The organism is Streptomyces sp. NPDC048171, from assembly GCF_043202655.1.
Classification (GTDB): Bacteria; Actinomycetota; Actinomycetes; order Streptomycetales; family Streptomycetaceae; genus Streptomyces.
In genome coordinates, this window is record NZ_JBIDAU010000002.1 from 267704 (window position 1) to 292727 (window position 25024).

The following is a 25024-nucleotide window of genomic DNA, read 5'->3' on the forward strand; positions in this document are numbered from 1 at the left end:
AACCACTGCCATGAGCACCAACTCCCGCATCCGCACCTTCGGTACCCGCGAGGCCGGCCCCGGCCGCCCCGTCTACGTCACCGGTGAGATCGGCATCAACCACAACGGCGAGCTGGAGAACGCCTTCAAGCTGATCGACGCCGCCGCCGAGGCCGGCTGCGACGCCGTCAAGTTCCAGAAGCGCACCCCCGAGATCTGCACCCCGCGCGACCAGTGGGACATCGAGCGGGACACCCCCTGGGGCCGGATGACGTACATCGACTACCGCCACCGCGTGGAGTTCGGCGAGGACGAGTACCGCCAGATCGACGAGTACTGCAGGACCAAGAACATCGCCTGGTTCGCCTCCCCGTGGGACACCGAGGCCGTCGCCTTCCTGGAGAAGTTCGACGTCCCCGCCCACAAGGTCGCCTCCGCCTCGCTCACCGACGACGAGCTGCTGCGCGCCCTGCGCGCCACCGGCCGCACGGTCATCCTCTCCACCGGCATGTCCACCCCGAAGCAGATCCGCCACGCGGTCGAGGTGCTGGGCAGCGACAACATCCTCATGTGCCACGCCACGTCGACGTACCCGGCGCAGGCCGAGGAGCTGAACCTGCGGGTCATCAACACCCTCCAGCAGGAGTACCCGAACGTCCCGATCGGCTACTCCGGCCACGAGACAGGCCTGCAGACCACGCTCGCCGCCGTCGCCCTCGGCGCCACCTTCGTCGAGCGCCACATCACCCTCGACCGCGCCATGTGGGGCTCCGACCAGGCCGCCTCCGTCGAACCGCAGGGCCTGACCCGCCTGGTGCGCGACATCCGCACCATCGAGGCCTCCCTCGGCGACGGCGTCAAGAAGGTCTACGAGTCCGAGCTGGGCCCGATGAAGAAGCTGCGCCGCGTCACCGGTGTCGTCGCCGAGGCGGAGATCGCCGACGCCGCGGGCGAGCCCGTCACCGTCTGACACCAGGCCCCACCACCCCACAAGGCCCTCACCACGGGACGGTCGTACGCCGATGAGCCCCCGCGCCGGGAATGCCGGCCCCCGCACTCTCACCTTCGTCGAGAGCCCGGTACAACTGCTGAACGTGCTGGAGTGGGCGCACACCCGCGCACCCGGCGCGGAGCTCACCCTCGTGGTGCTGTCACCCGTGGACCCGATGACCCGCGGTCAGCTGCGCCGCATGGCGGAACTGGCCCGCAAGGAGGGCCACACGATCCGCTGGGAGGAGGCCCGCGGCGGTGCCACGGCACCCTTCCGCACCGTGGGCGGCCTCACCACCGCCCTGCGCCAGGCCGAACGGGTCGTGATGGGCGACCCCTTCTCGCGCTACGTCCAACTGCTCCTGACCATCACCCGCGCCCACGACCTCGTGGTCGTCGACGACGGCACGGCCACGATGGAGTTCGTCACCCAGCTCGCCCAGGGCGAACGCCTGGTGCGCTGGCACCGCAAGGGCAGCCGACCAGGCCCGCGCGACCTGCTCTTCGCGCCCGTCTCCCGGTCCGCCCGGCACCGCCTGACCCCGACACCCGACCGGCAGGTCTCGGTCTTCTCCTCCATGCCGATCGAGGACGTCCCGGACGGCGTCACCGTCACCGCGAACGACTTCGCCTGGACCCGCGCCCGCTTCGGCCCGCCGCGCATCACCAAGGGCGCCGACATGGTCGGCACCTCCCTGGTCGAGACCGGCGTCGTCGAGGCCGACCGCTACCTGGACGCCGTACGCGGCCTGGCGAAGGCGCACGGGGCCGCCCGCTACTTCGCCCACCGCCGGGAGAGCGCCGAGAAGCTGCACCGGCTGGCCGTGGAGACGGGCCTGCAGATCGTCCGCCCCGACCTCCCCCTGGAGCTGATCGCCCGCCGCGGCCCGATCGGCCGAACGGTCCTCAGTTTCCCCTCCACCGTCGTCCACACCCTGCCGCTGGCCCTGGCCGGCACCGAGGTCCGCGTCGCGGTCTGCGACATCGACCCCGCCTGGCTCACCCAGCACGCCTCACCGCGGGCCCGGGGCTTCCTGTCCGGGGTCACGGGCTCGGCCCGGGACGTCCACCGGCTGTCGGCGGTGGCACACGCGGGGTAGGCCGTCTCATGGGCGTCTCACGGGCATCTCACGGGCCATCTCACGTGGACGGTCCAGCGTGGCTCAGCCGTACCGTGGTATGCGTGAGAGGAGCAAGTAAACAGGAAAGACGGAGCCGGGTGCCGAGGCCAGAAGCGGGTGAGTGTACCCACCCCCGTTGAGAGCCATGCGCCGAGCGGCCAACTTTCTTCGCCCAGCGGGCTGAAATTTTGTTGATCGCGGGACAGTTGACCACCCCGGCGTCCTACCCTTCAGAGGGTGAAGCAACTGATGTCCCGTGAGACCGAGGCCGATCCGTCAGGGGAAGCGCAACTTCCCGGTACGTTGCCGGAGGCGTTGCGCGCAGAACTCGTGGCCTTCCGCCGCGACCTGCACATGCACCCCGAGCTGGGCAACCAGGAGTTCCGCACCACCGCGGCGATCAAGGAACGGCTCGAACGAGCCGGCCTCAAGCCGCGCGTCCTTCCGGTCGGAACCGGGCTCGTCTGCGACATCGGCACCAACACCGAATCGGGACAGTGGGCCGGCGGGCCGCGCATGCTCGCCCTGCGGGCCGACATCGACGCCCTGCCCATCCCGGACACCAAGACCGACTGTGCGTACCACTCGCGGGTGCCGGACCGAGCCCACGCCTGCGGCCACGACGTGCACACCACCGTCGTCCTCGGCACCGGACTGGTCCTCGCCGCGCTGCACGAGCGGGGGCTGCTGCCCCGGCCCGTGCGGCTGGTCTTCCAGCCCGCCGAGGAGGTGCTGCCCGGCGGCGCCGCCGACGCGATCGAGGGCGGCGCGCTCGACGGGGTGCGCCGGATCCTGGCCGTGCACTGCGACCCCCGGGTGGACGCCGGGCGGATCGGACTGCGGGTGGGGCCCATCACCTCCGCCTGCGACCGGCTGGAGATCGCCCTCAACGGCCCCGGCGGCCACACCGCCCGCCCGCACCTGACCACCGACCTGGTCACCGCCGCCGCGCGGGTGGTCACCGACGTGCCCTCGCTCGTCGCCCGGCGCGTGGACAGCCGCAGCGGCCTCGCCCTGACCTGGGGCCGGGTCGAGTCCGGCCACGCCCCGAACGTCATCCCGCAGCACGCCGAACTCGCCGGGACGGTCCGCTGCCTCGACCTCGACGCCTGGCGGCAGGCCCCCGACCTGGTCGTGGGCGCCATCGACGAGATCGCCAACCTGTACCGGGCGAAGTCCGAGATCACCTACGTACGGGGCGTGCCGCCGGTCGTCAACGAGGTGACCAGCGTCGAACTCCTCCAGACCGCCATGATCGCCCGGCTCGGCACGGACTCGGTGGAGAGCACCGAGCAGAGCCTGGGCGGCGAGGACTTCTCCTGGTACCTGGAGCACGTGCCCGGCGCCATGGCCCGCCTCGGCGTCCGCCCGCCCGGCGAGCGCACCGTCCGCGACCTGCACCAGGGCGACTTCGACGTGGACGAGCACGCCATCACCGTCGGCGTGGAGATGTTCACCGCGGCGGCGCTCATCGACGCCGTCAACTGAGCGGCACCCGTCCACCGAGCCCGTCGCGGTTGCGGCCGCGGCGGGCCGGGGGCAGCCTGATGCGGTCGTTCACAAGGTCGTAACCGGCCAGCGGCACGAATGGGTAACGGCCACGCGGAACCCCGTTCCCAGGAGTTTCTACGCGCGTTAATCTGCGCCGAACCGAGCGCCCGCTGCGGGGCTTTGGAGAATGGGGAACTTCAGATGCGTCGGATATCGAGACTCACCCGCGTCGCGGTGGGGGCCGCGTCGCTCGCACTCGCCGCCACGGCCTGCGGAGGCACCAGCAGCGACAGCGGCGACGGCAAGGACGACAAGGGCCTCGCCATCGCGTACGACATCGGCGGCAAGGGCGACCAGTCCTTCAACGACGCCGCGTACGCCGGTCTGGAGCGGGCGAAGAAGGAGTTCGGCTACCAGACCGCCGACATCGAGCCCACCGACGGTGAGACGGACGCCGACAAGGAACAGCGTCTGACCTCCCTGGCCAAGCAGGGCTACAACCCCGTCATCGGCGTCGGCTTCGCCTACGGCCCGGCGATGAAGGCGGTCGCCTCGAAGTACCCGGACACCACCTTCGGCATCGTCGACTCGGTGGTCGAGGGCAAGAACGTGGCGTCCCTCGTCTTCGCCGAGAACGAGGCGTCCTACCTCGCCGGCGTCGCCGCCGCCAAGGCCACCAAGACCAAGACGGTCGGCTTCGTGGGCGGTGTGGACATCCCGCTGATCCACAAGTTCGAGGCCGGCTACAAGCAGGGCGTCCAGGACACCGACCCCAAGATCAAGGTCATCTCGCAGTACCTGACGCAGACCGCCGAGGAGGGCGGCTTCTCCAGCCCCGACAAGGGCCGCGCGGCGGCCGAGGGCCAGATCGAGAAGAAGGCCGACGTCGTCTACCAGGCGGCCGGGCTGTCCGGGCAGGGCGTGATCGAGGCGGCCGCCAAGGCCAAGGTCTGGGCCATCGGCGTCGACTCGGACCAGTACGAGCAGGAGGCCCTCGCGGCCTACAAGGACTACATCCTGACCTCCGCCCTCAAGGACATCAACGGGGCGGTCTTCGCCCTGGCCAAGTCCGTCGAGGACGACAAGCCGCTGACCGGCACCCACACCTTCGACCTGAAGTCGGACGGGGTGGGCCTGTCCGACAGCAACCCGAAGTTCGCCGAGGTCGCGGGCGCCAAGGACGCCGTGGCCAAGGCCAAGGAGGGCATCACCGGCGGCTCGATCAAGGTGAAGACCGAGTAGCGCGGGCCTCCACGGCACTTCCTGAAGCGGGCGGGCGCCCCGGGCGCCCGCCCGCTTCGGCATGCCCCGCCCGGGCGCCCGGCACCGCCCGCTGTGTCACCCTCCGCCACCCTCCGTTTGCGTCCGGCAAGACTTTCCCGCTCCTCCGGGCCCCCTAGCTCACGGGCGGATAACAAGGTGGACAGAAGGGGTTTTCAGGCAGGTCTACGCGCGTTAATCTGCGGCGAAACCAGCGCCGCAGCCGAACCGTCCCAGGCGCTTGTACGACAGGAGCACCAGACATGCGCCGGATTTCCCGGATCACGGTCGCAGGCGCAGCGACCGCCTCCCTCGCCCTCGCGCTCTCCGCCTGCGGTGGTACCTCGACCTCCTCGGGGTCGGACTCCGACGGCGACAAGGGCCTCGCCATCGCCTACGACGTCGGCGGCAAGGGCGACCAGTCCTTCAACGACGCCGCGTACGCCGGTCTGGAGCGGGCGAAGAAGGAGTTCGGCTACGAGACCGCCGACGTCGAGCCCACCGACGGCGAGACCGACGCCGACAAGGAGCAGCGCCTGGTCTCCCTGGCCAAGCAGGGCCACAACCCGGTCGTCGGTGTCGGCTACGCGTACGCCGCCGCGATCAAGAACGCCGCCGAGAAGTACCCGGACACCACCTTCGGCATCGTGGACGACGCCACGATCGAGTCGAAGAACGTGGCGGACCTGGTCTTCAACGAGGAGCAGGCCTCCTACCTCGCCGGTGTCGCCGCGGCCAAGACCACCAAGACCGACACGGTCGGCTTCGTCGGCGGTGTGGACATCCCGCTGATCCACAAGTTCCAGGCCGGCTTCGCGCAGGGCGTCAAGGACACCGACCCGAAGGTCAAGGTCCTCTCCCAGTACCTCACGCAGACCGCGGAGGAGGGCGGCTTCTCCAGCCCCGACAAGGGCAAGACCGCCGCCGAGGGCCAGATGGAGAAGAAGGCCGACGTGGTCTACGCGGCCGCCGGCCTCTCCGGCCAGGGCGTGATCGAGGCCGCCGCCGCCAAGAAGATCTGGGCGATCGGCGTCGACTCCGACCAGTACAAGCAGGAAGCCCTCGCCAAGTACAAGGACTACATCCTGACTTCGGCCACCAAGGACGTCGCCAAGGCCGTATACAACCTCGCGAAGTCCGTCGAGGACGGCAAGCCGGAGACCGGTATCGTTCGGGGCGATCTGAAGTCCGGCGAGGTCGGTCTCTCGGACTCCAACCCGAAGTTCGCGGACGACGCCGAGCTCCAGGCAGCCATCAAGACGGCCAAGGAGAAGATCATCAGCGGCGAGATCAAGGTCAAGAGCAGCTGAGCACCGAGCAGCTGACCAGCAATACCTCGAACAGCGTGTAACCGCGCCGGTCGCACCGCTCGGCGGGGTACGGGGAAGGGCTTTCCGGCTCTCCTCGTACCCCGTCGTGTCGATGTGCCGCCGCTTTTAGATGCCGTAGGGGCGCTACGCGCGTAGACGGCCCCCGTCCCCAGGAGTGTGCGCCATCAACGCGTCCAGCAGCCCTCCGGCCAAAGCGGCGGTCAACGACCCGGTGACCGCCGTCGAACTCGCCGGGATCACCAAGCGCTTCCCCGGCGTCGTGGCCAACCACGACATCCACCTCACCGTCCGCAAGGGCACCGTGCACGCCCTCGTCGGCGAGAACGGCGCCGGCAAGTCGACGCTGATGAAGATCCTCTACGGCATGCAGAAGCCGGACGAGGGCACCATCGCGGTCGACGGCGAGAAGGTGGCCTTCTCCTCGCCCGCCGACGCCATCGCCCGCGGCATCGGCATGGTCCACCAGCACTTCATGCTCGCCGACAACCTCACGGTCCTGGAGAACGTGGTCCTCGGCAGCGAGAAGCTGTACGGCATCGGCGCCAGGGCCCGCCGGAAGATCAAGGAGATCTCCGAGCGGTACGGCCTCGGCGTCAAGCCCGACCTCCTGGTCGAGGAGCTGGGCGTCGCCGCCCGGCAGCGCGTGGAGATCCTCAAGGTCCTCTACCGCGGCGCCCGCACGCTGATCCTGGACGAGCCGACCGCCGTGCTCGTGCCGCAGGAGGTGGACGCCCTCTTCGACAACCTGCGCGGGCTGAAGGCCGAGGGCCTGTCCGTCATCTTCATCTCCCACAAGCTGGGCGAGGTCCTGTCGGTCGCCGACGAGATCACCGTCATCCGCCGGGGCACCACGGTCGGCACCGCCGTCCCCGCCGAGACCACCCCGCGCCAGCTCGCCGAGCTGATGGTCGGCAGCGAACTGCCCACCCCGGAGACCGCCGAATCCACGGTCACCGACCGCCCGGTCCTCACCGTCGACACACTGCGCCTGGCGGCCCCGGGCGGCAAGGCTCTCCTCGACGACATCTCCTTCACCATCCACGCCGGTGAGGTGCTGGGCATCGCCGGTGTCGAGGGCAACGGCCAGACCGAGCTGGTCGACGCGCTCATCGGCCTGCGCCACGCCGACTCCGGCTCCATCCGCTTCCTCGACGAGGACATCACCGCGCTGCCCACCCGCAAGCGCCGCGAGCAGGGCGTCGGTTACATCCCCGAGGACCGCCACCGCCACGGCCTGCTCCTGGAAGCGCCCCTCTGGGAGAACCGCATCCTCGGCCACGTCACCGAGAAGCCCAACAGCAAGGGCGTCTGGCTGGACCCGAAGGGCTCCCAGGAGGACACCCGCCGCATCGTCGAGACGTACGACGTCCGCACCCCCGGCATCGACGTCACCGCCGCCTCGCTCTCCGGCGGCAACCAGCAGAAGCTGATCGTCGGCCGCGAGATGAGCCACAAACCGCGCTTCCTGATCGCCGCCCACCCCACCCGCGGTGTGGACGTCGGCGCGCAGGCCGCGATCTGGGACCACATCCGGGAGGCCCGCCGCGAAGGGCTCGCCGTCCTGCTGATCTCCGCCGACCTGGACGAGCTGATCGGCCTGTCCGACACCCTCCGGGTGATCTACGACGGCAGGCTGGTGGCCGACGCCGACCCCGCCTCCATCACCCCCGAGGAGCTGGGCTCGGCCATGACCGGCGCCGCGAGCGGCCACCTGGAACACGAAGAGACGCCGACCGACGACGGTCCGGGTGCGGAAGACGAGGCCCGCTGATGAAGAAGTTCGACAAGGAGCGCGTGCTCCTCGCGGTGGCCGGACCGGTCATCGCGCTCGCCGTGGCCTTCGTGCTCAGCGCGATCGTCCTGATCGCCTCGGGCAAGAACCCGGTCGAACCGTTCGCCCTGATGTTCGAGCAGGCCGGATTCTCCGACATCCAGGTCCTGATCATCAACCAGGCGTCGATGTACTACATCGCCGCCCTGGCGGTCGCCATCGGCTTCCGGATGAACCTGTTCAACATCGGCGTCGACGGCCAGTACCAGCTGGCCGCCATGATGGCCGCGATCGTCGGCGCGCACGCCAACCTGCCGGCGTTCCTCCAGATCCCGCTGCTGCTCCTGACCGCCGTGTGCACCGGCGCCTTCTGGTCCGGCATCGCCGGTGTCCTCAAGGTCACCCGCGGCGTCAGCGAGGTCGTCGCGACGATCATGCTGAACGCCATCGCCACCTCCGTCATCGGCTACCTGTGGCTGCCGGACGTCTTCGGCGTGAAGATCGGCAACAACAACACCACCGGCGAGATGCACGAGTCCGGCTGGGTCCCCGGCATCGACATGGGCGCGGCCGGCGAGATCTACGGCCTGGTCGTCCTCGCCGTGCTCCTCGGCATCGCCTACTGGGTCGTCCTCAACCGCACCCGCTTCGGCTTCGACCTGCGCGCCTCCGGCGCCTCCGAGTCCGCCGCCGCGGCCAGCGGCGTCGACCCCAAGCGCATGGTGCTCACCGCGATGCTCCTCTCCGGCGGCCTCGCCGGTCTCGCGGGCCTGCCGATCCTGCTCGGCGGCACCCACACCTACAGCCTCAACTTCCCCACCGGCATCGGCTTCCTCGGCATCGGCATCGCCCTGCTCGGCCGCAACAGCCCGGTCGGCATCGCCTTCGCCGCCCTGCTGTGGGCCTGGCTCGACAAGGCCTCGCCCGAACTGGACTTCCACGGCTACGACAAGGAGATCGCGGTCATCATGCAGGGCCTGATCGTCCTCTCGGTCGTCGTCTCCTACGAGGCCGTCCGCGAGTGGGGTCTGCGCCGCCAGCAGCGCCGGGTCGGCGCCGAGCTGGCCGCCGGACACGTCCTCGGCGCCACCGACAACACCAAGAAGGAGGTGGCTGGCCGATGACCACCGCAACCGACCTCAACCAGCCCACGCTGGAGCACGGCGCGCCGGCCGGCCGCCGGATCTCGCTGGGGGTCCTGATGCTGGTCATCGCCGGCGCCCTGGCGCTGACCTCCATCGTCCGCCTCATCACCGGCGCCAACGGCATCACCAACGTCAGCCAGATGTCCACCGCGCTCCAGCTCGCCGTGCCGATCGGCCTCGCCGGTCTCGGCGGCCTGTGGGCCGAGCGCGCGGGTGTGGTCAACATCGGCCTCGAGGGCATGATGATCCTCGGCACCTGGTTCGGTGCCTGGGCCGGCTTCCAGTGGGGTCCGTGGACCGGCGTCCTCGTCGGCATCGTCGGCGGCGCGCTCGGCGGCCTGCTGCACGCCATCGTGACGATCACCTTCAACGTCAACCACATCGTCTCCGGCGTGGCCATCAACATCCTCGCCCTCGGCGCCACCCGCTACCTCGCCCCGCTGGCCTTCGAGGGCCACCAGGGCGGCTCGGCCAAGCAGTCCCCGCCGGTGGACTCCCTCGGGCACTTCACGGTGCCGGGCCTCTCCGACGGGCTGGTGAGCCTGAACGACCGGCACTGGTTCCTGATCTCGGACATCGCGGGCCTGCTCGGCGGTCTGGTCACGAACGTCTCCTGGCTCACCCTGATCGCCGTCGCGCTGATCCCCGCCACCTGGTACATCCTGTGGCGAACCCCGTTCGGCCTGCGCCTGCGCTCCTGCGGCGAGAACCCGATCGCGGCCGAGTCGCTCGGCGTCAACGTCTACAAGTACAAGTACCTCGCCGTGATCATCTCCGGCGGCCTGGCCGGCCTCGGCGGCGTCTTCCTCTCCATCGTGGCCAACCCCTTCTACCTGGAGGGCCAGACCAGCGGCCGCGGCTACATCGGCCTCGCGGCGATGATCTTCGGCAACTGGATGCCGGGCGGACTCGCCATCGGCGCCGGGCTGTTCGGCTACACCGACAGCCTCAACCTGCGCGGCGGCTCCGCCAACGTGCACGCCCTGCTGCTGCTCGGCGCGCTGCTGCTGGTGGCCGGCGCCATCTGGCTCGCGATCCGCAAGAAGTACGTCAAGGCCGCGATCACGGTGCTCGTCGGCGCCCTGGTCTTCGCCTGGTACGCCGGCACCGACGACGTCCCCAACCAGGTCGTCTCCGCCACGCCGTACGTCGTCACCCTCGTCGTCCTCGCGCTCTCCGCCCAGCGGCTGCGGATGCCCAGGGCGAACGGCATGCCGTACCGGAAGGGACAGGGCAAGTGACGGCCGTCGACTGGGACGGACTGCGCGCGGCCGCCCGGGACGCGATGTCCCGGGCGTACGCCCCCTACTCCGGGTACGCCGTCGGCGCCGCCGCCCTGGTCGACGACGGCCGCACGGTGACCGGCTGCAACGTGGAGAACGCCAGCTACGGCATCTCCCTGTGCGCCGAGTGCGGGCTCGTCTCCCAGCTGCGGCTGACCGGCGGCGGCCGTCTGACGCACTTCGTCTGCGTCGACGGCGAGGGCGCGGTCCTCGTCCCGTGCGGCCGCTGCCGCCAGCTGCTCCACGAGTTCGGCGGCCCCGAGCTGCTGCTGGACACCCCGGCGGGGATCGTCCCCCTGTCGGAGATGCTCCCGCAGGCCTTCGGCCCGGACCACCTCACCAAGTAACTCCCGCAATCCCGTTAGGAAAGCCATACATGGGCATGGACGTCATCTCCGTCATCCGCACCAAGCGGGACCGCGGCGAACTCAGCGGCGAGCAGATCGACTGGGTCATCGACGCCTACACGCGCGGCGAGGTGGCCGACGAGCAGATGTCGTCGCTGGCGATGGCGATCCTGCTCAACGGCATGAACCGCGGCGAGATCGCCCGCTGGACGGCCGCCATGATCGCCTCCGGCGAGCGGATGGAGTTCTCGTCCCTGTCCCGCCCCACCGCCGACAAGCACTCCACGGGCGGCGTCGGCGACAAGATCACGCTGCCGCTCGCGCCCCTGGTGGCGGCGTGCGGCGCGGCCGTCCCGCAGCTCTCCGGCCGCGGCCTCGGCCACACCGGAGGCACGCTGGACAAGCTGGAGTCCATCCCGGGCTGGCGCGCCCTCCTCTCCAACGAGGAGATGCTGAACGTCCTGGACACCACCGGCGCGGTGATCTGCGCGGCGGGTGACGGCCTCGCACCCGCCGACAAGAAGCTGTACGCCCTCCGGGACGTCACCGGCACGGTGGAGGCGATCCCGCTCATCGCCTCCTCCATCATGTCCAAGAAGATCGCCGAGGGCACGGGCTCCCTGGTCCTGGACGTCAAGGTCGGCTCGGGCGCCTTCATGAAGACGCTGGACGACGCCCGCGAACTGGCCTCCACGATGGTCGGCCTCGGCACCGACCACGGCGTGAAGACCGTCGCGCTGCTCACCGACATGGCGACCCCGCTCGGCCTCACCGCGGGCAACGCCCTCGAGGTCCGCGAGTCGGTCGAGGTCCTGGCCGGCGGCGGCCCCTCCGACGTGGTGGAACTGACCCTCGCCCTGGCCCGCGAGATGCTGGCCGCGGCGGGCCTGCCGGACGCCGACCCGGCGAAGGCGCTGGCCGACGGCTCCGCGATGGACGTCTGGCGGCGCATGATCGCGGCCCAGGGCGGCGACCCGGACGCGGCCCTGCCCACGTCGAAGGAGCAGCACGTGGTGAAGGCGGGTGCCTCCGGCGTCCTGACCCGCCTCGACGCCTACGACATCGGCGTCGCCGCCTGGCGCCTCGGCGCGGGCCGCGCCCGCAAGGAGGACCCGGTGCAGGCCGCGGCGGGCGTCGAACTGCACGCCCGGCCCGGCGACACCGTCACGGCCGGCCAGCCCCTCCTCACCCTCCACACCGACACCCCGGACCGCTTCGAGTACGCCCTCGCGGCGATCGAGGGCTCCTACGACGTCGCCCCGGAGGGCACGGACTTCACGGCGTCGCCGGTGGTGCTGGAACGCATCGCCTGACCAGGCGTTTCCCTATTCGGGTGAACGGGACCGGTTGACCCTTGCCGGTCCCGTTCGGCATGTTGACTGCCCGCATGCGGGAGTTCGACGGCGACTACATCCTGGCCGACAACGTGTGGGACGAGATCGCCGGACCTCGCTGTGATGCCGGAGAAGTCGCTCTGTGCAGGGGACGCACGGGTGATTGCCGCGTCCGAGGCCGAACTCGTCGGGGAGATCGTCTCCCCGGCCACGGCGAACAACGACCGGATCCACAAACTGGCGGGCTACGCACGAGCAGGAGTCCCGCTGTATCTCCTGATCGACGGCCTGGCACCCGGCGGCCCGACGGTCACGCTCCACAGCGAACCCGAAGGCGACACTTATCGCTCCCTGCGTGAGGCACGGTTCGGCGATCCGGTCGCGCTGCCGGCACCCTTCACGTGCACGCTGCACACCAGCGAGTTCCCCGAAGCGTGACTCACCCCAGCACCGCCGCCACCCCCACCAGCACCGGCACGGACACCACCGTCGACACCAGGATCGCGTCCCGGGCCAGGCGTTCGCCCACACCGTACGTCGACGCGTACGTGTACAGGTTCTGCGCGGCGGGCAGTGCCGACGTCACCACCACGTCCAGGAGTTGGGCACCCCGCAGGCCGAACACCCCCGACGCCAGCGCCCAGGCCACCGCGGGCTGGCCGACCGCCTTCAACGCCACCGCCAGCAGCACCGGTTCGCGGTCCGCGCCCCGCATGGGCATCGTGGAGCCGCACAGGGAGATGCCGAAGGCCAGCAGCACCGCCGGGACGGACATGTTGCCGATCAGGGTCACCGGGTCCATCACCGCGTCCGGCACCCGCAGCCCGGTCGCGGCGACCGCGACGCCGGCGAGGGAGCCCAGCGCGATCGGATTGCGCACCGGCGTCAGCAGCCGCCGCCACAGCGGGCCCTTGCCGCCCCCTGCCGACAGGTCCAGGATCGTCACCGCCACCGGCGTCACCAGCACCAGCTGGAACAGCAGCACCGGCGCCACCAGGGAGGCGTCGCCCAGCACGTACACGGCGATCGGGATGCCGAGGTTGCCGGAGTTGACGTAACCGGAGCACAGTGCGCCGATCGTCGTCCTGCCCACGCCCCAGCGGCGTGCCACGCCCACCGCGACGAAGACCCCGGCCACCGCCACCGTGGACAGCGCCGTCACCAGGAGCCGGCTGGAGAAGACCACCGACAGGTCGGCCGTCGCGAGGGTGGTGAACAGCAGGGCGGGGGACGCCACGTGGAAGGCCAGCTTGGTCAGCACCTCGCGCCCCTGCGGCCCCAGGTGGCCGCGCAGCCCCAGAACGTAGCCGACGGCGATGACGACCGCGATGACCGCGAACCCGGTCAGCACCCCCTGCACGGCGACGTCTCCTCGGCGAGGACGCGGACGTCCGGCGGCACGGCGGGGCACGGGGATGCATGGGGCATACAGCAAACCCTCCGGCGGAGGGCATGCGCAGGTCAATGTGATCTCTGCCCGCGGACACCGATGAGTTCGGGGCGCATGCCGGGTCTACCGCACGTGGACGCCGTGACACCCGCCGTACTCGTGCTGCCGGGGCCCGTCTCCCGAGGGGAGACACCCCGGCTCTGCGACGAGGCGCGCGCGCTGCTGGAAGCCACCCGCGCCGGGGTGATCGTCTGCGACGTCGGGGGGCTCGGACCGCCGGGGCTGGCGGTCGTGGACCTGCTGGCCCGCCTGGAGCTCACCGCCCGGCGGGTGGGGGGCCGGATACGGCTGCGGGACCCCGATCCCGCCCTGCACGCCCTACTGGACCTGGTCGGCCTCCGCTTCGAGACGGAGGGGCAGGTCGAACAGCGGGAACCACCGCTTCGTGTCGAGGAAGCAGTGGAACCCGGTGATCCGGCCGTCTGAGATCTCCAGCACCTGGACCGCCCACGGCGTGTATCCGCCCGCCTCGGGGTCCGGCTTGTAGTGCGCGAAGGCGGGCAGCCCGTTGGCCTCCACCCGCACCAGCCGGGAATCCGCGCAGGCCGCGCCGAGCGTCGTCATGAAGCCGGTGATGTCCTCGGGACCGGCCAGCCAGAGGTCGAACGGCGGCATGGTCATGACCGCGTCCTCGTGCAGCAGCGCCGTCAGCGCCGTCATGTCGTAGCCCTCGAAGGCGGCGACGTAGCGCTCCAGGAGCTTCTGCTGCTCCTCGTCCAGCGGGTCGGAGACTGCCGCGCCGTCCCCGCGGTCCGCCCGCTCGGCGAGGGTGGCGCGGGCGCGCTGGAGGGCGCTGTTGACCGACGGGACCGAGGTGCCGAGCAGCTCGGCGACCTCGCTCGCCTTCCACGCCAGCACCTCGCGCAGGATCAGCACGGCCCGCTGCTTGGGCGGCAGCTGCTGGAGGGCGGCCATGAAGGCGAGCCGCACGGACTCCTTGGCGACCGCGGCCTCGGCCGGGTCGGCGGTCGAGGGCAGCACGCGGGCGTCGGGCATCGGCTCCAGCCAGGTGTGGTCCGGGCGGGGGGAGAGGGCGGCCTGGGCGAGCGGCGTGGACTCCGTCAGGTCCATCGGACGGGCCCGCTTGTTGCCCGCGGTCAGCATGTCCAGGCAGACGTTGGTCGCGATCCGGTAGAGCCAGGAGCGGAGACTGGAGCGGCCCTCGAACTTGTCGTAGCTGCGCCAGGCGCGGACCAGGGTGTCCTGCACCGCGTCCTCGGCCTCGAAGGAGGAGCCGAGCATCCGGTAGCAGTACCCGGTCAGCTCGGTCCGGTGCTTCTCCAGCGCGGAGTCCAGCTCCGTCGTCATGGTGCCGTTGGTCATCGTCCACCCACCCCTGTGGCCGTCCCGTCGTGCGCGTCTTCGCGCCCCGCACTTCGGAAGCTACCGCAGGGGACTGACAATGGCCTGTGCAGCGAATGAAACCGCAGGTCGAGGCGGTCCCTACAGTCCGGCCCCCGACCTGCCCCCGGCCCTCGGGGAACCCTCAGGCCCCCGCCGCGACCGCCCCCGCCGTGCGCCGTGCCGCCACCGAGCCCGTCACCGTGATCGCCACGACGCCCAGTACCGCCAGCAGGCCGATGCCGACGGTGCCGGTCCAGCCGCCCGTGTGGAAGGCGACCGCGCCGACCGTGCTGCCCGCGCTGGAGCCCACGTAGTAGGCGGACTGGTACAGGGCCGAGGCCTGGGCGCGGCCGTGCTGGGCGGTCTTGCCGACCGCCGAGGAGGCCACCGCGTGGCCGGCGAAGAAGCCCGCCGTGATCAGCACCAGGCCCAGCAGGACCAGGGGGAGGGAGGGGGCGAGGGACAGCAGCAGGCCCGCCGCCGTCGTGCCGCCGCCCAGGTACAGCGCGCCGCGCCGGCCGAGGCGGCCCACCAGGCGGCCCGCCGTCGAGGCCGACACCGTACCGACCAGGTAGACCAGGAAGATCGAGCCGATGAGGCCCTGCGGGAGGGAGAACGGCGCCTCCGCCAGCCGGTAGCCGATCACCGTGTAGACGCCGCCGAAGACCGTCATGAACAGCGCGCCGATCGCGTACAGGCGCCGCAGCAACGGGTTGGCGAGGTGGTCGCGGACCGTGCGGACCAGCACGCGGGGGCGCAGCGAGCCCGCCCTGAAGTGCTTCGGCGCCGGGAGCAGCAGCCGGAAGGCGACCGCGCACGCCACCGCCACGACGCCGATCACGCCGACGGCGACCCGCCAGCCCCACTCCTGGGCCACCCAGCCGGTGATCACCCGGCCGCTCATCCCGCCGACGCTGTTGCCCGCGACGAACAGGCCGATCGCGGTGACCAGCGCCCGCGGCGTGACCTCCTCCGCGAGGTACGCCGTCGCCGAGGCCGGCAGCCCCGCCAGCGCCGCGCCCTGCACCGCCCGCAGCGCGACCAGAGCCGGCAGCGAGGGGGCGAAGGGGACCAGCAGACCGACGGTCACCGCGACCGCCAGCGACGCCGTCATGACCGTACGCCGTCCGAAACGCTCCGAGAGCGCGCTCATCGGCAGCACGAACACCGCCAGACCACCGGTCGCGGCGGCCACCGTCCAGCTCGCGTCGCTCGCCGTGACGCCCATGTCGCCCGAGATCAGCGGCAGCAGCGCCTGCGTGGAGTACAGCAGCGCGAAGGTCGCGACGCCCGCGAGGAAGAGGGCGAGGCTCATCCGGCGGTAGCCGGGCCCGCCCGGGGCCATGCGCGCGTCGGAGGTGTCGGGGACGGAGACTGCGGGTGCGGCGCCCACGGTGGTGGACGCCCCGGTATCGGCGGGAGTCATACGGTGACCGTACGGAGCCCGTGACTCATCCGTCCAATGCATGGAATGGGCATAATCGTTCCCATGGTGCATCAGCAGAGCTCACAGGCCCGCCTGTCACGGTCCGGTGACACAGAAGACATCGTCGCGCTGCTCGCGCCCCGCCTCGCGCACTTCGCCGGCGTCGCCCGCACCGAGCACGTGACCCGGGCCGCGCAGGAGATGAACGTCCCCCAGTCGACCCTCTCCCGCGCCCTCGTCCGCCTCGAAGCCGACCTGGGCGTCGACCTCTTCGTCCGCCACGGCCGCACCCTCGCGCTGACCGTCGCCGGTCGCACCTTCCTCGGCTCCGTCGAACGCGCCCTCGCCGAGGTCGAGCGCGCCGCCGAGGAGGTCCGCGCGGACGCCGACCCGGCCACCGGCAAGGTCGCCTTCGGCTTCCTGCACACCATGGGCGCCGAGACCGTCCCAGGCCTGCTGCACGCCTTCCGCGCCGACCACCCCCGCGTCCGCTTCAGCCTCGTCCAGAACTACGGCGAGGCCATGCTGGAGCGCCTGCGCGCCGGTGAGCTCGACCTCTGCCTCACCTCCCCGGTCCCGGACGCCCCCGACCTGGTCGCCCGCCGCCTCGACGAGCAGAAGCTGCGCCTGGTCGTGCCGGCCGACCACGCCCTGGCCGCCCGCAGGCGCATCCGGCTCGCCGAGGCGGCCGACGAGAACTTCGTGACCCTGGAGCCCGGCTACGGCCTGCGCCGCATCACCGACGCCCTGTGCGCGGAGGCCGGGTTCCGTCCCAAGGTCGCCTTCGAGGGGGAGGAGGCGGAGACGCTGCGCGGCCTGGTCGCGGCGGGTCTCGGCGTCGCCCTGCTGCCCCCGCCCGCCGTTCCCCGCCCCGGCGTGGTCGAGTTGACGGTCACCGCCCCGCGCGCGGCCCGGGAGATCGGCGTGGCCTGGCTGGCGGGACGCGCGGACACCCCGCCCGTGGCCGCCTTCAAGAGGTTCCTGCTCTCCAGGAGGGGGAGCCTGCTGCCGTCCTGACCCCAGGGGCCCACCAGGCCCCTACCGCCGTAACGACTTCCCGAACCCCACCGCCAGCGGCATCCGCAGCCCCAGCGGCGGCGGAGCGGCCAGCGCGTCCTCCACCGGGCGCGAGAAGGACTGCCCGAAGAGGGTGCCCATCACGAAGTCCTCCGCCAGTGCGGCGACTTCCTCCCGGTACTGACGCAACCCGTGGCCGTCGGAGTGCACTTCGAAACGGCACACCGCGCGGTTGGCCTTCTTCGCCCGCGAGGCCAGCCGGAACGACAGTTCGGGGTCGCTGCGTTCGTCGTTCGTGCCGTGCACGATCAGCACCTGCCGGCCGACCAGCTGCTTCACCGGTTCGGGCGGTGCGGCCACATCCTCCTCCGGCAGCCAAGGAGCGATCGCCAGCACCGAGTTGACGGCCTCGTGCCCGGCCGCGCGCAGGGCCGCCCGGCCGCCCATGCCGATGCCGGCCAGGCAGACGGGCACGTCTCCGTAGCGCCGTACCGCCTCGTCGGCGGCCCAGTCGGCGTCCCGGGCGAGGTGCGCCTCGGTGCCGTTCCAGCCGCGGTAGCGGTAGTGCACGACGTGCGCGGCCAGCCCCTCGCCCCGCCCCGCCCGCGCCACCCGGCGCCCCAACGCCCGTACGGACGCGGCCGCCAGCAGCGGGGAGGGTCTGCGGCCGGACACCTCGTCACCGCCGGGGAGCAGCAGCACCACTCCGCTCACCGCCGTCCCCTCCGGGCCGAGCGTCCGCCCCAGCCGGGCCTGTCGGACCGGCGTCGCTTGCTGTGCCATGGCAGAACATTCTCAGAAGACCGGGTGTACGCCACCTGTCCGTGCAATCACCGTTACATATCGGCGCGGCTGTACACCGGGGCGCCGCGTTCCGCCCGCATTCACGTTCCTGTGCGTTCGCCCCGCGTTCTACGCGCGTAGGAGTTAGAGTGCGGAAATGACGAGCCAGAACACCGCGCATAGCGCCGCGGCGAACACCGCGAAGGCAGGGAACGCGCCGACACCGGACCGGATCCGCCGGGCGCCGAAGGTTCTGCTGCACGACCATCTCGACGGCGGGCTGCGCCCCGGCACGGTCGTCGACCTCGCCCGGGAGGCCGGGTACCCGGGCCTGCCCGAGACCGACCCCGACCTGCTCGGCACCTGGTTCCGGCAGGCCGCCGACTCCGGGTCGCTGGAGCGGTACCTGGAGACCTTCTCGCACACCGTCGGTGTCATGCAGACCCGCGACGCCCTGGTCCGGGTCGCCGCCGAGTGCGCCGAGGACCTCGCCGAGGACGGCGTCGTCTACGCCGAGGTGCGGTACGCCCCCGAGCAGCACCTGGAGGGCGGGCTCACCCTGGAGGAAGTCGTCGAGGCCGTCAACGAGGGCTTCCGGGAGGGCGAGCGGCGCGCCCGGGAGAACGGCCACCGCATCCGCGTCGGCGCCCTGCTCACCGCGATGCGGCACGCCGCCCGCTCCCTGGAGATCGCCGAACTCGCCAACCGCTACCGCGACCTGGGCGTCGTCGGCTTCGACATCGCCGGCGCCGAGGCCGGCTACCCGCCCACCCGGCACCTGGACGCCTTCGAGTACCTCAAGCGCGAGAACAACCACTTCACCATCCACGCAGGCGAGGCCTTCGGGCTGCCGTCCATCTGGCAGGCCCTCCAGTGGTGCGGCGCCGACCGGCTCGGCCACGGCGTGCGCATCATCGACGACATCCAGGTCCACGGGGACGGCACGGTCAAGCTCGGACGGCTCGCCTCGTACGTCCGGGACAAGCGCATCCCGCTGGAGCTGTGCCCCAGCTCCAACCTCCAGACCGGCGCCGCGGACTCCTACGCCGAACACCCCATCGGCCTGCTGCGCCGGCTGCACTTCCGCGCCACGGTCAACACGGACAACCGGCTGATGTCCCACACGAGTATGAGCCGGGAATTCGAGCACCTGGTCGACGCCTTCGGTTACACGCTCGACGACATGCAGTGGTTCTCCGTCAATGCGATGAAATCAGCGTTCATTCCTTTCGATGAACGACTGGCCATGATCAATGACGTCATCAAACCCGGATATGCCGAGCTGAAGTCCGAATGGCTGTTCCAGCAGACCGCTTCGACCAGCGACTATTCGGAAGGCGAGGGGTGAGCGGGGCCGCACGGTAATACGGAAACACCGTCCGGCGTTCACAATCCGTCCGCATTTCGATGTTTGCCGGGCGAGGTGGGGCGTGTTTACGGTCGAGCACCGCTCACATCCCCGTCACCCCAATACGAGGACGCATTTCATGAAGCAGTCTGCTGTCAGGACCCTCGGTGTCGCCGCACTCGGTGCCGCCTTCGCCGCCGCCGGTGCCGGCGCGGCCACCGCGGCCCCCGAGCTCCCCAACACCGCGCAGACGGTGGACTCCGTCGCCCGCACCCTCCCCGCGGAGACCGTCTCCCAGGTGGCACCCGGCGCGGGCAACGCGCTGGAGCAGGGCCGCCGCGTCTCCGGCACCGGCCTGACCGCCGCGCAGCCGGTCGTCGAGCAGGTGGTCGCCGAGCAGCTCGCCGAGGGCCCGACCGAGCCGGTCGCCAAGCAGCTCGGCGGTGTACCGGTGCAGGGACTGCCCACCAAGGGCCTGCCGGTCAACGGCATCCCGCTCGGCGGCTGAGTCCCGCCCTCCCCGCACGCGCCGACGGGGCGCACCCGGTGTCGCCGGGTGCGCCCCGTCGGCGTACCAGAGGGGAGGGGTGCGCGTCACCAGGCCGTGCGCGCCGCCTTCTCCTCGGAGGGGAGCAGCAGCCACAGGGCCAGGTACAGCAGGAACTGCGGGCCGGGCAGCAGGCAGGAGACCACGAAGATCACCCGCATCGTGGTGGTGGAGGTGCCGAAGCGCCGGGCCAGCGCGGCGCACACTCCGCCGATCATGCGGCCGTGGGTGGGGCGGGCGAGGCGGGACATCGCGGCTCCTTCGTGAGCGTGTGGGCGGGGCTGCCGTTCGGCTTCCCCTTCATCTGCCCTCCACGCTACGGAGACGAACGGAACATAGCGTCGCTCTACGGGGCGATCCCGACCCTGGGAATTGTCGGGGTCCGACCCTGAGCGGGCTCCTCCCGGGGGACGTCCTGCCGCCCCTCCCGCCGGTACCTGCGGCGTAGCCGGGCGCGGCCCGCCGGGACGACGGCCAGGTGCACGAGGGCCACGCCCGCCGTGTTCAGCAGCAGCGAGTCGACGTCGACGAACTGCCCGGGCACCCCGGTCTGCAGCAGCTCGATGCCCAGCGACAGCAGGATGGCCGCGGCCGTGGTGCGCAGGAGGGAGGCCAGCGGCGAACCGGTCAGCCGCCCCCCGGCCATCGGCAGCAGTACGCCGAGCGGCGCCAGCAGCGCGAGCGCCCCGCCGAGCGAGCGGGCCGCCCCCGGCCAGCCCAGGGCCACGTCGGCGCGGATCCCGTCGAGCGGGCGCAGGTTGGGCGGCAGTACCCAGGGGACGTCCAGTGGGCGCAGCGTGTACCAGGCGACGAACGCGAGATGTGCGACCAGGAGAACACTTCCTGTCACACGGATGCGGAGCGGGGCGCTGCCGCCGAGGAACCCATGACGCTGCACGTCCCCCTAGACGCGGCCTCCGCCACGCGCGGTTCCGGTCTCTCCCGCGCGAGGATGAGGCTTGCGCCACACGGCCCCCACGCGGGGTGGTCAGCCGTCCTTGACCTCGGTGGCCGGCGGCTCGTTGCTGCCCGGCCGGGCCCGCACCTCGTCCGTGCAGGCGTAGCGGCGGGCGGGCCGGTCGCCGGGCCCGGCCAGGACGACCGAGCCGTCGCCCTCGGCCGCCGCCGAGTCGGAGAAGGTGCAGACGACCTGGGCGAGGGCGTACGAGGTCAGGTCGTCGGGCGCGGTGCTCAGCCGCAGCGTGTCGTCGGGGTCGCCGGCGCGCGGCCCGGTCACGGCGATCCCGCGGTGGACGTCCGTCGTGTACCCGGCCTCCTTCTCGGCGGCCGACGGCGACGCCGCGAGCCGGTCGAGCAGCCCCTGCGCCACCAGCACCCGCCGCCCCGAGTCGGACGCCCCGTCCGGCACCCGCACCGTGCGGTCCACCGCCACCAGCGACGAGCCGCACAGCAGGAACACCTGGGCCGGCACGCCGGTCGCGTCCTGCGCCGACATGTCCGGCTCGGCGAGCGAGCAGCGCACCCGCGACGGCGCCGGACCGTAGTCCGTGGGCACCTCCGTGGCGCGGATGCCGCACCCGGCCAGCAGTGCGGTCAGCGCGGCCAGCACCGCGAGCCCGGGCAGTGCCGGCAGGCGGCGTACGGTCATCAGACCTGTCCCTTCGCGTCCTTGCCCCTGCTCCCGTCGTCCGGGACGCCCCCGGTGCCGCCGTCGTCGCCGTCGCCGGCGTCCTCGTCGGTGGGCGGCGACGGGTCCTGCGGCAGCCGCAGTACGAACACCGCACCCCCCTCGGGCGAGTTCTCGGCGGTGATACCACCGCCGTGGATGTGCGCGTTCTCCAGGGCGATCGACAGGCCGAGCCCGCTGCCCTCGGAGCGCGGCCGGGAGGCGCTCGCCTTGTAGAAGCGGTCGAAGACGTGCGGCAGGACGTCCTCGGGGATGCCGGGTCCGTGGTCCCGCACCCGGATGACGATCTCGTCGTCCGCCCGCGCCACCGACACCCTGACCGGCGAACCGCCGTGCTTGAGCGCGTTGCCGATCAGGTTGGCCAGGATCACGTCGAGCCGGCGCGGGTCGAGGCGGGCGTGGATGCCGCGCTCGGCGTCCAGGTCGACGGCGTCCAGCCAGGCGCGGGCGTCGATGCAGGCGGTGATCTGGTCGGCGACGTCGACGTCGTCCAGGACCAGCCGGGCGGTGCCCGCGTCGAAGCGGGTGACCTCCATCAGGTTCTCCACCAGGTCGTTGAGCCGCCGGGTCTCGCTCACCACCAGCCGGACCGCGGGCTCGACCATCGGGTCGAAACTCCCGCCCTCGCCCTCGAACTCCAGCTCCTCCTCCAGGACCTCCGTCACGGCGGTGAGCGCCGTCAGCGGCGTACGCAGCTCATGGCTCATGTCCGCGACGAAGCGCCGGGAGGCCTGCTCGCGGCCCGCCATGTCCGCGACCCGCTTCTCCAGGTTCTCGGCGGCGCTGTTGAACGTCCTTGACAGATCGGCCAGTTCGTCGGTGCCGGACACCCGCAGCCGGGTGTCCAGCCTGCCCTCGCCCAGGCGCCGCGCCGCGACCCCCAGCCGGTGCACGGGCTTGAGCACGGTCGTCGCCAGGGCCTGCGCGAGCAGCGCGGAGCCGAGCAGGGCGAGCGCGGTCGCGATGCCCAGCGACCAGGCCAGCGAGTTCAGGTCCTTGGCCTCCGGTTCCAGCGACTTGAGCATGTAGCCGGTCGGCCCGCCGCCGATCACCTTCGTGCCGGCCACCAGGTACGGGGTGTCGTCATCGGTGATCCGCTGCCAGTACAGGTGGTACGGGTGCTTGTTGGCGGAGGTGAGCTTCTGCTCCTTGTTCACCGCGGTGCGCAGCGACTCGGGCACGTCGGACAGCGCGAAGCCGTCCAGGCCGCCGGAACTGCCGTACACGGTGTCCCCGTCGGCGTCCTCGGCGACCAGCAGCACGCCGAACCGCTGGCTGCTGTTGGCCATCTGCCCGGCGGTGTGCTGCAACTCGTCCTGCGTGGGGTGCTCGGAGAGCGCGCCCGCCCGGTTCTGCATCTCCTGCTCGAAATCGCGCAGCACGGCGTCCTGGGTGCGGGTGAGCACCGCCTCCCGGTTCAGCCAGTAGGCGATGCCGGACGCGGACACGGCGGCGGTCAGCGCGACCAGTCCGAAGACGAGGACCAGCCGCAGCCGCAGGCTGGTGAAGCGCAGCCAGGACCAGACTCCCTTGCGAGCCGCGGTCCAGCCGCGTGAACCCCCCTGGTGTTCCTCCGTCACTGAGGCGGATCCAGCCGGTAGCCGACACCCCGCACGGTACGGATCAGGGTCGGCGACGACGGTACGTCCTCGACCTTGGCGCGCAGCCGCTGCACGCAGGCGTCCACCAGCCGGGAGTCACCGAGGTAGTCGTGCTCCCACACCAGCCGCAGCAACTGCTGACGGGACAGCGCCTGCCCAGGCCGCCGGCTCAGCTCCAGGAGCAGCCGCAGCTCGGTCGGCGTCAGCTGGAGGTCCTCGCCGTTCTTCGTCACGGTCATCGCCGAACGGTCGATGACCAGGCTGCCGAAGCTCGCCGAATCACTGGACTCCCGTTCCCCGCGCCGCAGCACGGCCCGGATCCGGGCGTCAAGGACCCGGCCCTGGACCGGTTTGACGACGTAGTCGTCGGCGCCCGACTCGAGGCCCACGACCACGTCGATGTCGTCGTTGCGCGCGGTCAGCAGGATGATCGGCAGCTGGTCGGTGCGCCGGATGCGACGGCACACCTCGAAGCCGTCGATGCCGGGCAGCATCACGTCCAGCACGATCAGGTCCGGCCGCTGCTCGCGCAGCAGCTTCAGACCGTCCTCACCGCTGGCAGCCGTGGCCACCCGGTGACCCTGGCGGCTCAGGGAGAGCTCCAGGGCCGTGCGGATGGCGTCGTCGTCCTCGATCAGCAACAGGGAAGGCACGGGCTCATTCTGGCCCATGGAGGGGCCGGTGTTCGACCTGTGGGTGCGGAAGCGGGCCCAGCGCGCCGCCGGACCCTGTGAAGGAACGGTGATCCAGCCGTGAGAGACCCCTGTGACAGGTCTGTGACAGTCGACGGACACGGCCATTAAATCGCCGCGGCAGGATTTTCGTCACGAGCAACACAGCAGGTCGCAGTAAGGCACGACGCACCACAGCAGGCCGAACACCGGAAGTCCACGACGGGGGGCGCGAGATGAACACGCTGAAGGGCACCAGCACCAGCGCAGTGGTCACGCGTCTGCACGACGTGCACGGACACCGGGGTTCCGACAAGTCCGGTGCCGTGAGCGGGCGGGGGTGCGCTCGCGGCACCGGGCGTCAGCACACCGGTTACATGACGGTGGTCGACGCCCGCCAGGGGGAGACGCACGGGGGAACCGCGTACGGGGAGGCAGAGGGGGAGCGCCGCTCCCTGTCGGAGGCGGAGTTCACCGCCTACGTCCAGGAGCGCCGCGCCTCCCTGTACGCCACCGCCTACCACCTGACCGGCGACCGCTTCGAGGCCGAGGACCTGCTGCAGAGCGCGCTGTTCTCGACCTACCGGGCGTGGGACCGGATCAGCGACAAGGCGGCGGTCGGCGGATACCTGCGCCGCACCATGACCAACCTGCACATCAGCGCCTGGCGGCGCCGCAAGCTCAACGAGTACCCGACCGAGGAACTGCCGGAGACGCCCGGCGACATGGACGCGATGCGCGGCACCGAGCTGCGCACGGTCCTGTGGCAGGCGCTCGCCCGGCTGCCCGAACTCCAGCGCACCATGCTGGTCCTGCGCTACTACGAGGGCCGCACGGACCCGGAGATCGCGGACATCCTCGACATCAGTGTCGGCACGGTGAAGTCCAGCATCTGGCGCTCGCTGCGTCGGCTGCGCGAGGACGAGGTCCTCAGCTTCGGCCGTGACCGGGAGGACGCCTTCGGCGAACTGGTCGCCTGAGGGCAGGGGGGCCGGGGGGCCCGCGAAAAAAAGTAGGAGCCGGGGTGTATCAGGGGGAGGATGCCGGGCTCTTATTCACGGGGAAGCACCACGGGGGAACAACGGGGGACCGCCCCGGGGGGACACGGGGGAACGGAACCACGGGGGTCACGGGGGA

At 71.4% G+C, this 25024-nt stretch carries 25 protein-coding genes; 16 read left to right on the plus strand and 9 right to left on the minus strand.

Features of this window, described 5'->3' with window-relative positions:
• Positions 1 to 10 precede the first annotated feature (10 nt).
• The 11 genes from ACGF3J_RS05625 to ACGF3J_RS05675 all read left to right on the plus strand — a co-directional run bounded on the left by ACGF3J_RS05625 (position 11) and on the right by ACGF3J_RS05675 (position 12490).
• A complete protein-coding gene (locus tag ACGF3J_RS05625; protein ID WP_161331892.1) occupies positions 11 to 949 on the plus strand; it encodes an N-acetylneuraminate synthase family protein in 939 nt (312 codons plus the stop codon).
• Positions 950 to 1001: 52 nt separating this feature from the next.
• Positions 1002 to 2069, plus strand: a complete 1068-nt coding sequence (locus tag ACGF3J_RS05630; RefSeq protein WP_161331893.1) for a hypothetical protein — start codon at positions 1002 to 1004, stop codon at positions 2067 to 2069.
• Positions 2070 to 2339: 270 nt separating this feature from the next.
• Positions 2340 to 3578, plus strand: coding sequence for a M20 family metallopeptidase (locus ACGF3J_RS05635; RefSeq protein ID WP_161331913.1), 1239 nt, complete (start codon positions 2340 to 2342; stop codon positions 3576 to 3578).
• Positions 3579 to 3782: 204 nt separating this feature from the next.
• On the plus strand, positions 3783 to 4823 hold the full coding sequence (locus ACGF3J_RS05640; protein WP_161331894.1) for a BMP family protein: 1041 nt from the start codon (positions 3783 to 3785) through the stop codon (positions 4821 to 4823).
• Between the two features lie 281 nt (positions 4824 to 5104).
• Entirely contained in the window at positions 5105 to 6151 is a 1047-nt protein-coding gene (locus ACGF3J_RS05645) for a BMP family protein (RefSeq protein WP_161331895.1), read from the plus strand.
• A 232-nt stretch (positions 6152 to 6383) separates the two neighbouring features.
• Positions 6384 to 7943: an ABC transporter ATP-binding protein gene (locus tag ACGF3J_RS05650; protein ID WP_161331914.1), complete on the plus strand. Its 1560-nt coding sequence runs from the start codon at positions 6384 to 6386 to the stop codon at positions 7941 to 7943.
• Positions 7943 to 9067 carry an ABC transporter permease gene (locus ACGF3J_RS05655; RefSeq protein WP_122615902.1) on the plus strand — a complete coding sequence of 375 codons (1125 nt, stop codon included), beginning with the start codon at positions 7943 to 7945 and terminating at the stop codon, positions 9065 to 9067. The genes ACGF3J_RS05650 and ACGF3J_RS05655 overlap by 1 nt, the downstream gene beginning before the upstream one ends.
• Positions 9064 to 10329, plus strand: coding sequence for an ABC transporter permease (locus tag ACGF3J_RS05660; protein ID WP_125493311.1), 1266 nt, complete (start codon positions 9064 to 9066; stop codon positions 10327 to 10329). Before ACGF3J_RS05655 ends, ACGF3J_RS05660 begins: the two co-directional genes overlap by 4 nt.
• Positions 10326 to 10718 carry a cytidine deaminase gene (locus ACGF3J_RS05665; RefSeq protein ID WP_122615904.1) on the plus strand — a complete coding sequence of 131 codons (393 nt, stop codon included), beginning with the start codon at positions 10326 to 10328 and terminating at the stop codon, positions 10716 to 10718. The genes ACGF3J_RS05660 and ACGF3J_RS05665 overlap by 4 nt, the downstream gene beginning before the upstream one ends.
• Before the next feature lie 29 nt (positions 10719 to 10747).
• Positions 10748 to 12031, plus strand: a complete 1284-nt coding sequence (locus ACGF3J_RS05670; RefSeq protein WP_161331896.1) for a thymidine phosphorylase — start codon at positions 10748 to 10750, stop codon at positions 12029 to 12031.
• A 66-nt stretch (positions 12032 to 12097) separates the two neighbouring features.
• A complete protein-coding gene (locus ACGF3J_RS05675) occupies positions 12098 to 12490 on the plus strand; it encodes a Uma2 family endonuclease (protein ID WP_161331915.1) in 393 nt (130 codons plus the stop codon).
• A gap of 1 nt (position 12491) precedes the next feature.
• Here the strand turns inward: ACGF3J_RS05675 and ACGF3J_RS05680 are convergent, their stop codons facing one another.
• A complete protein-coding gene (locus ACGF3J_RS05680; RefSeq protein WP_161331897.1) occupies positions 12492 to 13412 on the minus strand; it encodes an AEC family transporter in 921 nt (306 codons plus the stop codon).
• Between the two features lie 144 nt (positions 13413 to 13556).
• Between ACGF3J_RS05680 and ACGF3J_RS05685 the strand changes: the two genes are divergently transcribed.
• The gene (locus ACGF3J_RS05685; RefSeq protein ID WP_237552792.1) at positions 13557 to 13928 is read left to right on the plus strand and encodes an STAS domain-containing protein; all 372 of its coding nucleotides are present in this window, start codon (positions 13557 to 13559) and stop codon (positions 13926 to 13928) included.
• On the opposite strand, the gene ACGF3J_RS05690 is transcribed toward ACGF3J_RS05685, so the two are convergent.
• Both ACGF3J_RS05690 and ACGF3J_RS05695 read right to left on the minus strand, forming a co-directional pair.
• Positions 13821 to 14825, minus strand: a complete 1005-nt coding sequence (locus ACGF3J_RS05690) for a sigma-70 family RNA polymerase sigma factor (protein ID WP_161331899.1) — start codon at positions 14823 to 14825, stop codon at positions 13821 to 13823. The genes ACGF3J_RS05685 and ACGF3J_RS05690 overlap by 108 nt on opposite strands.
• A gap of 163 nt (positions 14826 to 14988) precedes the next feature.
• The gene (locus tag ACGF3J_RS05695; RefSeq protein WP_161331900.1) at positions 14989 to 16272 is read right to left on the minus strand and encodes an MFS transporter; all 1284 of its coding nucleotides are present in this window, start codon (positions 16270 to 16272) and stop codon (positions 14989 to 14991) included.
• Between the two features lie 63 nt (positions 16273 to 16335).
• Here ACGF3J_RS05695 and ACGF3J_RS05700 point away from each other — a divergent pair, with 63 nt between their 5' ends.
• Positions 16336 to 17289, plus strand: a complete 954-nt coding sequence (locus ACGF3J_RS05700; RefSeq protein ID WP_161331901.1) for a LysR family transcriptional regulator — start codon at positions 16336 to 16338, stop codon at positions 17287 to 17289.
• 21 nt (positions 17290 to 17310) lie between these two features.
• Here ACGF3J_RS05700 and ACGF3J_RS05705 read toward each other — a convergent pair whose 3' ends face one another.
• A complete protein-coding gene (locus tag ACGF3J_RS05705; RefSeq protein ID WP_202558893.1) occupies positions 17311 to 18072 on the minus strand; it encodes an alpha/beta hydrolase in 762 nt (253 codons plus the stop codon).
• A 157-nt stretch (positions 18073 to 18229) separates the two neighbouring features.
• Here ACGF3J_RS05705 and ACGF3J_RS05710 point away from each other — a divergent pair, with 157 nt between their 5' ends.
• Positions 18230 to 19420, plus strand: a complete 1191-nt coding sequence (locus ACGF3J_RS05710; RefSeq protein ID WP_161331902.1) for an adenosine deaminase — start codon at positions 18230 to 18232, stop codon at positions 19418 to 19420.
• Between the two features lie 139 nt (positions 19421 to 19559).
• Entirely contained in the window at positions 19560 to 19928 is a 369-nt protein-coding gene (locus ACGF3J_RS05715; protein WP_161331903.1) for an ATP-binding protein, read from the plus strand.
• A gap of 86 nt (positions 19929 to 20014) precedes the next feature.
• On the opposite strand, the gene ACGF3J_RS05720 is transcribed toward ACGF3J_RS05715, so the two are convergent.
• The 5 genes from ACGF3J_RS05720 to afsQ1 all read right to left on the minus strand — a co-directional run bounded on the left by ACGF3J_RS05720 (position 20015) and on the right by afsQ1 (position 23869).
• The gene (locus ACGF3J_RS05720) at positions 20015 to 20218 is read right to left on the minus strand and encodes a PspC domain-containing protein (RefSeq protein WP_064729508.1); all 204 of its coding nucleotides are present in this window, start codon (positions 20216 to 20218) and stop codon (positions 20015 to 20017) included.
• A gap of 95 nt (positions 20219 to 20313) precedes the next feature.
• Positions 20314 to 20865, minus strand: coding sequence for a VanZ family protein (locus tag ACGF3J_RS05725; RefSeq protein ID WP_393853517.1), 552 nt, complete (start codon positions 20863 to 20865; stop codon positions 20314 to 20316).
• A gap of 90 nt (positions 20866 to 20955) precedes the next feature.
• Positions 20956 to 21576, minus strand: a complete 621-nt coding sequence (locus ACGF3J_RS05730) for a hypothetical protein (RefSeq protein ID WP_161331905.1) — start codon at positions 21574 to 21576, stop codon at positions 20956 to 20958.
• The gene (locus ACGF3J_RS05735) at positions 21576 to 23195 is read right to left on the minus strand and encodes a HAMP domain-containing sensor histidine kinase (protein ID WP_161331906.1); all 1620 of its coding nucleotides are present in this window, start codon (positions 23193 to 23195) and stop codon (positions 21576 to 21578) included. The genes ACGF3J_RS05730 and ACGF3J_RS05735 overlap by 1 nt, the downstream gene beginning before the upstream one ends.
• Positions 23192 to 23869, minus strand: a complete 678-nt coding sequence (gene afsQ1, locus ACGF3J_RS05740; protein WP_234955147.1) for a two-component system response regulator AfsQ1 — start codon at positions 23867 to 23869, stop codon at positions 23192 to 23194. Before afsQ1 ends, ACGF3J_RS05735 begins: the two co-directional genes overlap by 4 nt.
• Positions 23870 to 24123: 254 nt before the next feature.
• Between afsQ1 and ACGF3J_RS05745 the strand changes: the two genes are divergently transcribed.
• The gene (locus ACGF3J_RS05745) at positions 24124 to 24867 is read left to right on the plus strand and encodes a SigE family RNA polymerase sigma factor (RefSeq protein WP_161331908.1); all 744 of its coding nucleotides are present in this window, start codon (positions 24124 to 24126) and stop codon (positions 24865 to 24867) included.
• Positions 24868 to 25024: the final 157 nt, after the last annotated feature.

Bases quoted from the DNA above. Each gene is read 5' to 3' on its own strand.
- ACGF3J_RS05625 (WP_161331892.1), top strand. From the start codon at position 11: ATGAGCACCAACTCCCGCATCCGCACCTTCGGTACCCGCGAGGCCGGC.
- ACGF3J_RS05630 (WP_161331893.1), top strand. From the start codon at position 1,002: ATGAGCCCCCGCGCCGGGAATGCCGGCCCCCGCACTCTCACCTTCGTC.
- ACGF3J_RS05635 (WP_161331913.1), top strand. From the start codon at position 2,340: ATGTCCCGTGAGACCGAGGCCGATCCGTCAGGGGAAGCGCAACTTCCC.
- ACGF3J_RS05640 (WP_161331894.1), top strand. From the start codon at position 3,783: ATGCGTCGGATATCGAGACTCACCCGCGTCGCGGTGGGGGCCGCGTCG.
- ACGF3J_RS05645 (WP_161331895.1), top strand. From the start codon at position 5,105: ATGCGCCGGATTTCCCGGATCACGGTCGCAGGCGCAGCGACCGCCTCC.
- ACGF3J_RS05655 (WP_122615902.1), top strand. From the start codon at position 7,943: ATGAAGAAGTTCGACAAGGAGCGCGTGCTCCTCGCGGTGGCCGGACCG.
- ACGF3J_RS05660 (WP_125493311.1), top strand. From the start codon at position 9,064: ATGACCACCGCAACCGACCTCAACCAGCCCACGCTGGAGCACGGCGCG.
- ACGF3J_RS05670 (WP_161331896.1), top strand. From the start codon at position 10,748: ATGGGCATGGACGTCATCTCCGTCATCCGCACCAAGCGGGACCGCGGC.
- ACGF3J_RS05685 (WP_237552792.1), top strand. From the start codon at position 13,557: ATGCCGGGTCTACCGCACGTGGACGCCGTGACACCCGCCGTACTCGTG.
- ACGF3J_RS05690 (WP_161331899.1), bottom strand. From the start codon at position 14,825: ATGACCAACGGCACCATGACGACGGAGCTGGACTCCGCGCTGGAGAAG.
- ACGF3J_RS05695 (WP_161331900.1), bottom strand. From the start codon at position 16,272: ATGACTCCCGCCGATACCGGGGCGTCCACCACCGTGGGCGCCGCACCC.
- ACGF3J_RS05700 (WP_161331901.1), top strand. From the start codon at position 16,336: ATGGTGCATCAGCAGAGCTCACAGGCCCGCCTGTCACGGTCCGGTGAC.
- ACGF3J_RS05705 (WP_202558893.1), bottom strand. From the start codon at position 18,072: ATGGCACAGCAAGCGACGCCGGTCCGACAGGCCCGGCTGGGGCGGACG.
- ACGF3J_RS05710 (WP_161331902.1), top strand. From the start codon at position 18,230: ATGACGAGCCAGAACACCGCGCATAGCGCCGCGGCGAACACCGCGAAG.
- ACGF3J_RS05715 (WP_161331903.1), top strand. From the start codon at position 19,560: ATGAAGCAGTCTGCTGTCAGGACCCTCGGTGTCGCCGCACTCGGTGCC.
- ACGF3J_RS05720 (WP_064729508.1), bottom strand. From the start codon at position 20,218: ATGTCCCGCCTCGCCCGCCCCACCCACGGCCGCATGATCGGCGGAGTG.
- ACGF3J_RS05730 (WP_161331905.1), bottom strand. From the start codon at position 21,576: ATGACCGTACGCCGCCTGCCGGCACTGCCCGGGCTCGCGGTGCTGGCC.
- ACGF3J_RS05745 (WP_161331908.1), top strand. From the start codon at position 24,124: ATGAACACGCTGAAGGGCACCAGCACCAGCGCAGTGGTCACGCGTCTG.